The 12,069-nt window shown below is 33.7% G+C and carries 10 protein-coding genes; 5 read left to right on the top strand and 5 right to left on the bottom strand.

Annotated elements, in window-relative coordinates:
- Positions 1-234 precede the first annotated feature (234 nt).
- Together WCV66_RS21185 and WCV66_RS21180 are read right to left on the bottom strand one after the other, a co-directional pair.
- Entirely contained in the window at positions 235-630 is a 396-nt protein-coding gene (locus tag WCV66_RS21185) for a hypothetical protein (protein WP_066330850.1), read from the bottom strand.
- Between the two features lie 149 nt (positions 631-779).
- Positions 780-2,066, bottom strand: a complete 1,287-nt coding sequence (locus WCV66_RS21180; RefSeq protein WP_338786759.1) for an NCS2 family permease — start codon at positions 2,064-2,066, stop codon at positions 780-782.
- A 452-nt stretch (positions 2,067-2,518) separates the two neighbouring features.
- On the opposite strand from WCV66_RS21180, the gene WCV66_RS21175 reads away from it, so the two are divergent.
- The 3 genes from WCV66_RS21175 (at position 2,519) to WCV66_RS21165 (ending at position 4,899) form a co-directional block, all read left to right on the top strand.
- Entirely contained in the window at positions 2,519-3,169 is a 651-nt protein-coding gene (locus tag WCV66_RS21175) for a glycoside hydrolase domain-containing protein (RefSeq protein ID WP_338789512.1), read from the top strand.
- 200 nt (positions 3,170-3,369) lie between these two features.
- Positions 3,370-4,275: a chemotaxis protein gene (locus WCV66_RS21170; RefSeq protein WP_066330842.1), complete on the top strand. Its 906-nt coding sequence runs from the start codon at positions 3,370-3,372 to the stop codon at positions 4,273-4,275.
- 75 nt (positions 4,276-4,350) lie between these two features.
- On the top strand, positions 4,351-4,899 hold the full coding sequence (locus WCV66_RS21165; RefSeq protein ID WP_338786758.1) for an HD domain-containing protein: 549 nt from the start codon (positions 4,351-4,353) through the stop codon (positions 4,897-4,899).
- A gap of 250 nt (positions 4,900-5,149) precedes the next feature.
- Here WCV66_RS21165 and WCV66_RS21160 read toward each other — a convergent pair whose 3' ends face one another.
- The 3 genes from WCV66_RS21160 to WCV66_RS21150 all read right to left on the bottom strand — a co-directional run bounded on the left by WCV66_RS21160 (position 5,150) and on the right by WCV66_RS21150 (position 7,976).
- On the bottom strand, positions 5,150-5,629 hold the full coding sequence (locus WCV66_RS21160) for a YkyB family protein (protein WP_338786757.1): 480 nt from the start codon (positions 5,627-5,629) through the stop codon (positions 5,150-5,152).
- 357 nt (positions 5,630-5,986) lie between these two features.
- Complete coding sequence (locus tag WCV66_RS21155; RefSeq protein ID WP_066330833.1) at positions 5,987-7,285, bottom strand: MFS transporter; 1,299 nt, start codon at positions 7,283-7,285, stop codon at positions 5,987-5,989.
- Positions 7,286-7,481: 196 nt separating this feature from the next.
- A complete protein-coding gene (locus WCV66_RS21150; protein ID WP_338786756.1) occupies positions 7,482-7,976 on the bottom strand; it encodes a L,D-transpeptidase family protein in 495 nt (164 codons plus the stop codon).
- A 121-nt stretch (positions 7,977-8,097) separates the two neighbouring features.
- Between WCV66_RS21150 and ppx the strand changes: the two genes are divergently transcribed.
- Both ppx and WCV66_RS21140 read left to right on the top strand, forming a co-directional pair.
- Entirely contained in the window at positions 8,098-9,627 is a 1,530-nt protein-coding gene (gene ppx / locus WCV66_RS21145; RefSeq protein WP_338789511.1) for an exopolyphosphatase, read from the top strand.
- Between the two features lie 204 nt (positions 9,628-9,831).
- On the top strand, positions 9,832-11,940 hold the full coding sequence (locus tag WCV66_RS21140) for an RNA degradosome polyphosphate kinase (RefSeq protein WP_338786755.1): 2,109 nt from the start codon (positions 9,832-9,834) through the stop codon (positions 11,938-11,940).
- Positions 11,941-12,069 lie beyond the last annotated feature (129 nt).

Genomic DNA, 12,069 nt, shown 5'->3' with positions numbered 1-12,069 from the left:
TTTTTTTTGAAAAAAGGTTCTGTTAAACTCTGTTGTTGATTTCCGCTGCATGCGGATCCAGAAGACTCCTTGGTGCTTTGCAACTGCGGGGTCTCCCTTGGACTCGCAAACCCGCAGGAGTCTCACACATTACGATACGATCAATAAGGTGCCTAAACCAACAGATAGCTTTAACACAGATCTTAGTATAAAAAAGAAGATGACGCAAAGCTTTTCCTTTGCATCATCCTCTTTTTAACGCTTAAGTGGTTCTACATCCTCTGTTTCTAAGTCAACCATATACCAAGCTTCACTTTTTTCTTGTACGCCCACAACTGAATAAACATGGATAATATAATTACCTTTTTCTAAGTGATCATATTGAACAATCATATCCTCATTTTCATGCAAGTCGAGTTTCTCTCTTACAAGCTCTTCGGCTTTAGTTGGGTGCAATGGATCGCGATCATTATCTAGATTAAATTCTTCTCTTGATTCAACTAATAAGTCATCGCTCGTCCTTGTATTGTCATTCCCAGTTTGGAGCAAGCCTTTTTCTTCGTTATTGCGTTCATTTAATGCCTCACTTTTATCAACTGTATTACAGGCAGTACAGGCTAATAGGAACATAAATATCACTAAATATTTCATCATACACCTCACAATGTAAGTACCTTCTGTAGTAAACATCATCACACTATATATTCTGTAAATAGTCGAGGTTTTTTATACAAAACACTGTGTGCGAATAAATAATCCTAAAACAAAAGACAGACCATTTTTTGGTCTGCCTTAGTAAATTAATGAAGAGCATGTAAGATGAAGTTAAGTAAAAATAACCCTGCAATAAAATAAAGAGGAGGTTTTACTTCTTTCCTTCTATTTAATAAAACCTTCAAAAATGGATAGATAATAAATCCAAATGCCATTCCATCTACAATACTATATGTAAATGGAATTAAGGCGATAATTAAAAATGATGGGAAGCTTTCACTAAAGTCAGTTAAATCAATATGCTGTATATTTTGAATCATCAAGCTCCCAATTAAGATTAATATAGGTGCTATCGCGCTATCAGGTATTACTTTAATAAAGGGTAAAAATAATAATGAACTTAAAAACAAAACCCCAGTTGTAACAGAGGTTAAGCCAGTGCGACCTCCTGCAGTAATTCCTGCTGCTGTTTCAACAGTACTTACAGTTGGGCTTGAACCAAATAAACCAGATGTAATAGTTGATAATGCATTGGCTCGTAATGAACGTTTGTACGTGTTTGGTCGATCAATCATATGAACCTGTCCAAACACAAGTCCAATATTCTCAAAAACAATAACCATTGTTAGTGAGAATGTAGCTGTCCAGAAAGTTAAATCAGCAATTCGTTCGAAAGACATAGCGGCGATTACATCTTTATACGCATGTATGGCATTTTCTGGATGTGTTACAGATTCAAATGAAAGTTGACCACAAAATCCAGCTAAAAGTGTACCAAGTAGGATGCTAATTAAGAAATTACCAGGAATCTGCCTTGCAAATAACGCAATTGTTATTAATAATGTAACTAGTGTTAATATAACAGCTGGATCACTAAAGTCACCTAATGATACGTATGTCTCTTTATTTAAAATGATAATTCCACCCTTTTGCAAGCCTATAAAAGTAAGAAATAAACCAATACCAACTGTAATGGCCTCTTTTAAGGAATGAGGGATCGATTCTGAAATAATCGAAGCTAGCTTTGTAAAAGCAATAACAGTAAATAATAAACCTGATACAAAAACAACAGCTAATCCTTCTTGCCACGATAACCCCATCCCTAAAACAATCGTATAGGTAAATAATGCGTTTACTCCCATACCTGGTACAAGGATAATTGGAGTATTTCCGTAGAACCCCATGATAAAACATCCTGCAATCGAGGTTAGCACAGTCGCGATTATTCCTGCTTCTAATGGAATACCTGCATCAGATAAGATTGCAGCATTAACGACGACAATATAAACAATAGTAAAGAAGGAAACTGTTCCTGCAAGTATTTCATTTTTAATAGTTGTTTTGTTGTCTTTAAGTTGAAAAAATTTATTCAATGTTTACCTTCCTTAAGTGTAACCCTCAGCCCAACCCGTATAATCGTACATACGATTCACAAAAAGGATTATATCAAGAGAGTTACATTTATGCATTATTTTTCTTATAAATTATAGGATCTTTTATAGCTCAATGTTGTTTTAGGCAAATTGTTGATTGCAACGAATACGTAAGATCCCGGACCGCCCACAGAATGCAAACGCATGCAGCAGAAATCAACAACCCAGTTTAACAGATCCAAATTTTTAAGATAAGTCTCTTTTTATCATGCATGAATTTTTTATTTCCATTCAGAAACTAGAGGAAAAGAGTTTGGTGATAAAAGCTCCTAACACTATTTTTTGATATTTTTTCGAAACCTAGGAATAAAAACTTTGTAACGTAGTATGTTTGAGACAACCATTTATCTCATATATATGAGTAGAGCTTAGAGAGAAAGGGTGTGAGGTCTCTGGCACGAAAGGTATGGGGAGTTGACTCGAGTAATCCGGTTGATCAAGAATTTTATGAATGTGTGAAGAATCAATTTGGTTTACCTAAATATTGGGGAAGATATTTATCTGAAAAAGTAAATGTTTCGAGTGGGCTAACTAAAGAAGAAATTATTTTTATAAGAAGTAAAGGTATTAAGATATTACCAATTTACAATGTCATCACGGAAGCTGTAGGTTATGAAGAGGCGAGAATAGCTGCAAGAAATGCAGTTTACCATGCTAGGAGATTAGGACTTCCGAAAAATATTGCATTATTTGCTAGTGTTGAGAATTTTTTTAAAGTAGATGCACCATGGATCACAGGATGGGTTGAAACGCTTTTACGTTCAGAATATCGTTCAGGTTTTTACCATGATCCTCTAAAAGGAGATTTTTCACAAGCTTATTGTCAGGCTGTCCATCAAAATAATGAAGTTGCTGTTCAAGGAATTCTTTGGAGTGCAGAACCTGAAACTGGAGCCACTTCAGAACGAAAGGCACCTAGGTATAATCCAGCGAAGCCAAACTGTAAAGCAAATGTATGGTTATGGCAATATGGGCGGAATTCAAAAAAATGTCCAATTGACACTAACCTTGCTGATGAAAGAGTATTAAATTATTTGTATTAATGGAGCTTGGATTTGTTTCCAAGCTTTATTTTCATTAAACTATATTAAATAAATACATAAAATGTGTAGTACGTTAAATACAAGTTTACATGCTAGTCATTTATTATTTAACTAACTCGACTTTAAAATTATACTTTAGTTTCAAAAATATAAGCCGATATAAACAATGCAAAAGTTGATTACATGGAAGGAAGAAAAAGATGGACCAACAAAAAGGAATTTTACTTGAAAGTGGAACGAATGAATTAGAAATTGTAGAATTTAGTATAGGTAAAAATAATTTTGGAATCAATGTAATAAAAGTAAAAGAAATCATTCAGCCTGTTAAGATAACTAAAATTCCTCATTCTCATCCTAATGTAGAAGGAATAATTGAAATCCGTGGAGAGATTTTACCTGTTGTAAATGTTGCAAACGCACTTGGGTACAGCCACAGTGATGATCCGAATAGTGATAAATTCATCATAACTGAATTTAATAAAACAAAGATTGTTTTTCATGTTCATTCAGTTACGCAAATACATCGTATTTCTTGGGATAAAATCGAAAAACCGTCAAGCATTTATCAAGGCTTAGAAAGTCAGATCACAGGGGTAGTCAAAATTCATGATGAAATGGTGTTAATGTTAGACTTTGAGAAAATCGTTGCTGATATTAATCCTGAATCTAGTATTAATGTTGAGCAAGTGAAAAAGTTAGGGACAAGAGAACGCTCTGTCAAAAAGCTTATCGTTGCTGAAGATTCACCATTATTACGAAAGCTCTTACAAGAGACATTAAACGAAGCAGGGTTCCAAAATATTGAATTCTTTGAGAACGGTAAAGATGCTTTATCATATTTACTTTCAATTATTGAATCAGGAAAGGCAATAGAAGACGAGATACAGCTAGTTATAACAGACATTGAAATGCCACAAATGGATGGTCATCATCTTACGAAACGAATAAAAGATGATCAATCGTTAATGATTCTTCCTATTATCATTTTTTCATCTCTCATAACTAATGATTTGCGCCATAAAGGTGAAGTTGTAGGGGCAAGTTCACAAATAAGTAAACCAGAAATAGGTGAACTCATAGCTAAAATTGATGAATTAATCCTATAGAGAATTCGTTATATAAATAAAATTTTTTAAGCCACTTGGGATAATGGTTCTAGTGGCTTTTTTTGGGGTGAAGGAATGATCATTACAAAAGCAAAAAAATTTGCTGAAAAGGCTCATCAAGGTCAACTGCGAAAAATAAGTGGCACTCCATATTTTACGCATCTTGAGAATGTAGCTTTAACATTATTCAATGCAGGCTTTTCAAATAATGTAGTAGCTGCAGGTTATTTACATGATATTATTGAGGATACAAAAGTAACAAAGTTGCAAATTTTGAATTTATTTGGCAACGAGGTAGTGGAGCTTGTTTTAGCAAATTCAGAAAATAAATCATTAGAATGGGAAGAGCGAAAAAACGAAACGATAGAAAAAGCCAAAACAGCATCATTGGAGATAAAAGCATTGATTGCAGCAGATAAGTTAGATAACACTTCTGATTTGTTGAAACAACATAGACTTCATGGAGACGACATTTGGAGTTATTTTAATCGTGGCTTTGATAAGCAAGCTTGGTATTACCAAAATCTTTTAGAGGCAGTATATTATGGTTTGGATAATTCAGAGGTACCAAGTTATTTTATCGATGTTAAAAGGAATATTGAAGAGTTGTTTGGAGGTTTTTGATCACTAGAAATAATACATCGTTGGAATTATAATATATCTAACTCCAACGCCTTATGCTTTTCAGGGCTGAAAAATGCGATTCCAATTTTATTACAGATAAGATGGAAAACTTTTCAACAAGTTTTCGTGTCTAGCTCCAGCGCCTAGCCCTTCGAGCATAAGCCACTCCTGAACTGAAGGTAAAGAACACCTTCAATTCAGGAGCGTCTTATGCTTTTCTAGGCTGAAAAATGCGCTTCCGCATTTCTATTCACCTATAACTTTCACCAAGTCTTTTGAACACTGGTTTTTCGTATGTACGTGTTTTTTTAGACTGGAATGAATTAGGTGGGCGTTTGTCTTCTTTCATCCCTACATAATTTTGTAAAAGGATTTTTGCCTTTGATAGTGACATATGTGTTTTGGGATTACGATATGTTTGATTCAAGGATCCTAAATGTGGAAGTTGATCGAAGTCATCTTTTGTAGGAGGCATATGAAAGAAATACTCTCCAGCTGATACTAGTACGTCAGATTGTTGTTTACTATATTTTGGATTGTTAGAAAAATGAAGTCCTTCTTTTTTCGCCTTTCCTTCATGAACAAGCTTTATCAAGGCCTTCTTTTTTAATCCATAAAGAAATTTAGGATTTGGTGCGGTTTTTGCATGACGGTTTACTACATAAATAGCACGTGCGAGGTTTTCAGTTGTTGGTTGTTTGGTTGGATCGAGTCGAATTTGATCGTCCATTGTTTCTCTCCTTTTCTGGAACACTTTCAGTTTGAGCCATTCTTACTTAAATTATACTTCGAGAATAGTAAATTGCAACAAGTAATTAGGCATGATTTGTAAAATCACTTTAAAATCTGATTTTTTATCTAATTTAAACTTCTCATGTGGGAAAATCAAGTGAGTTGGGATTCAAATTAATATGTAAAGGGCATACACATGTATGGAATATGTCTTTGAATTGGTTCGGTATTAATATGAAATAATAAACATGAACCATAAACATGAACCATAAACATATCTACCTTGTAGGTCAGTAAAATGTAGAGGGAATTTAGTGATTAAAATAAAGAAGCTGATAGTAAGACATCAGCTTCTTTAAATTGAATTAATATTAGGACCAGGTTTTGTTCGTTGATTACGTTGGACTCGTTTTTCTTTAGCTTCAAATGCATTACTTAATCTTGGTAATGTAAATGCATAGAAAAGTGAAACAAAAAGTATGATAATTGCCATTCCATAATACAAATAATCAATTGTTTCAATTATTTTAGGGAATAGAAGTGCAATTAGTCCTAAAGTAATTGACTGTGCTAGCATCATTAAAGGATCGATCCAGCCGCTTACTCTTCCCATTAATTTTGGATGGACAATTTTTGGCATCCAGCCGCCAATTGCTATATTAATTGGTCCAAGGCAAGTACCAATTACGAAGACAATAATTAAAAAGATTGTTACATTATCGGTAAACCCTAAAAAGAAAATAAGCAAGCTTGTAACAAATATTGGAAACACCATTAATTGGTATGGTTTGAATTTTGAAGCGACAAGAGTACCAATGCCACTACCAGTTAATAAACCCAATCCAAGTGATATGGCAAAAAATGATGCATACCATTCATAATTATCAGGTGTTAGTTCATATTTCATTGTAAACATTGGTAAAATTGCAAAGGCACCATTAACAATGCCGAAGATGAAAAAACCAAAAACTAAAACGGCTAACAAACGGTTTTTTATAATATAAGCTATACCAGCTTTAAAGTCACCCATAGACGATTTGAGGCTTATATCCTTCCATTCAAGTTTCCCATTTGGAAGTCTCGCGGATGTAGGGATTTTACAGGAACGAATTAATAATCCCGAGATAACGAAGCTTACAAAATCTACAGCTACTGCTCCATGAATCCCAATCGTTTTATAAATTGCTGCGCCAATTCCAACACCAAAAACCATGAATATACTAAAAAGCATTTGATTTAAACCAGCCGCTTGAGCGTATTGTTCTTTGTTTAAAATCCCTTGGACAAGACTATTTTCTGCAGGGAAAAAGAATTTTGTTACAGCACTGCGTAAAAATAATATAAGAAATACGAGCGGGACAGAGTTTAAGAACAATGCACAAAATAAAACAATTGTTAGTGCTGCTCTAATCCAGTCGCAGTTTTCTGCAACTTTTTTCCGATCAAATCGATCTGCAACAACACCAACAATAAAAAACACTAAAATGGTTGGTAATGAATACATAAGCTCAGCCATTGTTGCGTAGGAAGGTTGATGACTAAAGTGGTCAAGAAGATAAAAGGCAAATGCCATATTTCCTATTGTGGTCCCCATTTGTGAGAAAAGAGCTGCATAAAATAATCTAACGAAATTCCGGTTACGAAAAATTTTCATTTGTTTGCTCCTTACATTGCTATATCGTTTAGCTCCCGCAGTAAGACTTTAAGAAGTGTTAGGTGCCTAGCCTAAGTCCCTTAAAGTGCTTTTCGTGGTTGAACAAGGCTCTGTAGTTTGGATCAATTACTTCATTTGTCATTATAAGGGATTTTATTCAATTTGAATACGCAACTTACAAAATATTAATAAAATCTTAAGGTCTAATAAAAACTCTAGTGCCATTCGGTACCATAGATGCTAGTTCTAATACATCATTGTTATACATTCTTATACAGCCTAGTGATACTGCTTTTCCTATTGAAGCTGGGTTATTCGTTCCATGAATCCCATAATGGATTTTCGATAAACTTAGCCACATCACACCAAAAGGTCCGCCTGGATTTGGTTCCCGATTAACAATGACAAAATCTCCTACAGGTGTAGCAGTTACGATTTTACCAACAGCGATAGGATACTCCCTTACAACTTGTCCTTCTCTCTTTAGTATTAAACGTTTAGTGGAAACTGAAATGTGAATTGAATAAGGAATTGAGTCAGGATTAGGTAAGGATGGTATGTTTATTTGTTGCCCTATATAAATTATATTTGGATTGCTTATTTTATTGACTGCTATTAATTGATTTAAAGATATTCGATAATTCGCTGCAATAATAGCAAGTGATTCCCCTGCCTTAACTATATGAATCATAGAAGCCCTCCTAAAATGCTGAATTACTATGTCTAATAATGTTTAAAAAACACAGTATACCTTATGTTTGAATGTGGTATAATGTACCTTATTTTATCGAGTTAGGGTGTGAGTGTTGAAAGTGAACCAAGAAAAGTATGCAATTGTTGATATTGGCTCAAATACAATGAGGCTTGTCATTTATTTACGAGATAAAAGTGGTAGATTAAAAGAAATTCAAAATGTAAAGGCTGTTGCACGACTTCGAAATTATTTAACAGAAGCGGGTTTTTTAGAGGATAAAGGGATCGACATTTTAATAAATACATTGCATAGCTTCCAAGAAGTAACAAGACATCATCAACTAGAGGAAGTAAAATGTGTTGCAACTGCGACAATTCGCCAAGCTAAAAATCAAAACGAAGTTCTTGCAAGAGTCAAGAATGAAATAGATTTCTCAATGCAGATTTTATCTGAGTTTGAGGAGGCATACTTTGGTTACTTAGCAGTAGTCAATTCAACTCCATTTGAAAGCGGAATCACCATTGATATTGGTGGAGGAAGTACAGAACTCACTTATTTTGAGGATCGAAAATTAATAAGTTATCATAGCTTTCCTTTTGGTGCACTGTCTTTAAAGAAACAATTTGTAAAAGACGAAACGCCAACAGTGGAAGAGCTGAATTCACTTAGAGTGTTTATAATCAATCAATTTAAAACACTAGACTGGATCATGAATAAAAACCTACCGATTATTGGAATCGGTGGAAGTGCAAGAAATATGGTGCAAGTTCATCAAGAGTATACAGACTATCCACTTGCAGGTGTTCATCAATATATGATGAGTAAACAAGATGTTAACGAAATTAATCATTTTTTACAATCAATAACCTTTTCTGAGATGCAGCGTGTTGAAGGACTTTCAAAAGATCGTGCAGACATCATAATTCCAGCTATGGAAGTATTTAAGTGCTTAATGGATTGTGTGGATACAGACAAGTTTGCGCTAAGTAGAAAAGGATTAAGAGACGGAGTATTTTATGAAGAGCTAACAAAAGAATTTGGACTATCTATCTTTCCAAATGTCATTGAGGAAAGCTTTTATGAATTAGCAACAGACTATAATATTAATATAAATCATGTATTCAATGTGACAGAAAGTGCCATGAAGATCGCGCAATTATTGAACAAGGCTGGATATTCTTCAATTAACAAGGAGGATGCAAAACTTATAAAACGTGGTGTCTTTGTTTATAATCTCGGATCATACATAGATTCTGAATCTAGCAGTCAACATACTTTTTATCTATTAGCAAACAGAACAATAGATGGGTTGCTTCATAAGGAACGTTTGATCATAGCTCTTATTGCTTCTTTTACAAGTAAGGCAGCTTTCAAAAGAAACGTAACACCATATAGTCAATGGTTTACGAAGGAAGAGCTAACTAAATACCGTTTATTAGGAGCAATCATAAAATTCGCTTATAGTTTACATGCAACAAAACGAAATATCATCGATCATATTGGATTGGAAGCAAAAGGTGAAGGACTTTTATTAGAAGTTACATGCAACAAGGATTGGAAACCTGAGCATTATCAAGTAGAAAAACAGAAAAAGCATTTGGAAAAACAAATAAAAAAATCAATTACAGTGCAATTTTCAATAAATTAAATAACATACATCATCCTGAAATTAACTTATTCGTGACTTAGCATTAACAGTTAACTAAATTCGAATAAGTTCTTTTTTATATATTCGGAATATTCCTTTTTACAAAATAATAACAATAAGTTTACAATAAATTTACAATTGAAATAAAGGTAAATGATATTATGTAATTGTAGGTTATTGTCGAATAAAAGGGTGGCATAGAGAATGAAAACAATAAATAAAAATGCGGTGGAACTTAATAGTCCAATGTATTACAACAATAGAGAACTTAGCTGGCTTGCTTTTAATGAACGTGTATTAGAAGAAGCTCTTGACGAGCGAAACCCTTTGTTAGAGCGTTTGAAATTTTTGTCGATATTTAGCTCAAATCTAGATGAGTTTTTTATGGTACGTGTTGCAGGACTCAAGGATCAAGTGAAGGCTGGATTTAATAAACCTGAAAATAAAGCGGGAATGACTCCAAAACAACAATTAAATGAAATTGCTCTCAAAACTCACAATCTAGTAGAACTTCAATATGAAACATATAATAAAGTACTTTTACCAAAGCTTAATGAAGAAAATATTGAATTTCTTAAGATGGAAAACTTAACAAAGGAACAGCGGGAAAATATAGAAGATTATTTTGATGAACATATTTTTCCTGTTCTAACCCCAATGGCTGTGGATGCATATCGTCCATTTCCAATGCTGTTAAATAAAAGCTTAAATCTTGCAATTGTTATTGAAGATTATGATGAATTTGTAGAAAATCGCTTAAAAACTGCAATTGTACAGGTGCCGGCGGTTTTAGATCGATTTGTCCGACTTGAAACATCCAATAATAAAGTGCAGTTTATCCAATTAGAAGACATAATAAGTTATTTTATTTATAAATTATTTAAAGGATATAAGGTTGTTTCTGTCTCTGTTTTTCGGATTACTAGAAATGCTGATATGACGATCCATGAAGAGGGTGCACGTGATTTACTTAAAGAGATAGAAAAGGAATTGAAGAAGCGAAAATGGGGTTCTGCAGTTCGTCTTGAAATTCAACGAAATGGTTTTGATCAAAATATTTTACGATATTTAATTGAAGAACTTGAAGTCCACGAAAAAGATGTGTATGAAATTGATGGACCTTTAGACTTGACGATATTATTTGGTTTTTATAAGGAAATGGCTAGAATTAGAGAGCATTTAATATATGAAACATTAATTCCCCAACCACCTCGTGACATAGCATCTGATGAAGATATCTTTGAGAAAGTTTCTGAACAGGATGTATTTTTGCATCATCCATATGAATCATTTGAACCTGTTGTTGACTTTGTTGCTGAAGCAGCTGATGATCCAGACGTATTAGCGATAAAACAAACTCTTTATCGTGTAAGTGGTGATTCACCTGTTATTGATGCATTAAAGAGAGCAGCCGAAAAGGGCAAACAAGTAACAGTTTTAGTTGAGCTCAAAGCCCGCTTTGATGAAGAGAATAACGTTCAATGGGCTAAAGAACTTGAAAAGGCAGGGTGTCACGTTATTTATGGTATGACGTACCTGAAAACACATAGTAAAATTACACTTGTAGTCCGAAGAAAGAATAATAGAATTGAACGTTTCGTTCATTTAGGTACTGGGAATTATAATGATCAAACAGCTAAAATTTACACCGATATGGGCTTAATTACATCCAAAAGAAAGTTTGGTATTGATGCTACAAATTTCTTTAATTATTTAAGTGGATATACGGAAAAACCAGATTTTCATCATTTATCAGTTGCACCTTTTGACATTCGAAAAGACTTTATCCGTTTTATTGATGAAGAAATAAACTTTCACAAAAGATTTGCTAATGGTCGAATCGTAGCAAAAATGAATTCATTAACAGACAAAGTCATTATCATGAAACTCTATGAGGCATCAAATGCTGGTGTGAAAATCGAACTAATTATTCGTGGAACATGCTGCTTGCGCCCTGGGATTAAAGGGGTAAGTGAAAACATAAAAGTACGAAGTATTGTAGGAAGATTTTTAGAGCATAGTCGTATTTATTTCTTCCATCATAATGGTGAGGAAAAAACTTTTCTTTCATCTGCTGACATGATGACCAGAAATATGGAAAAACGAGTAGAAATATTATTTCCGATATTTGATGGTGATATTAAAATGCGTATAAATAGTATTTTAGCAAGTGCATTAGCTGACAATGTAAAAGCTAGAGAACAGGATGAAAACGGTAATTATCATTATGTGGAAAGCAATAATGAACCTGTGATTGATAGTCAATTATTATTATTTGGAAAAGCATATCAGGTCATGGATGATGAAGAATAATTGTATTACATATTTAAGCAGACTCCTTTCGGTGAAGGATGTCTGCTTCTTTTTTTTTTATCTCTTTTTTGAACCCCCCCGCGGAAAGCGAGCATCTCACTGGAATAAACCAATCCGCATTACTTGGTA

It is taken from the genome of Metabacillus rhizosphaerae (assembly GCF_037201795.1).
GTDB lineage: Bacteria > Bacillota > Bacilli > Bacillales > Bacillaceae > Metabacillus > Metabacillus rhizosphaerae.
Note: the sequence above shows the minus strand (reverse complement) of the source record. Positions and strands in the feature narration are given on the sequence as shown.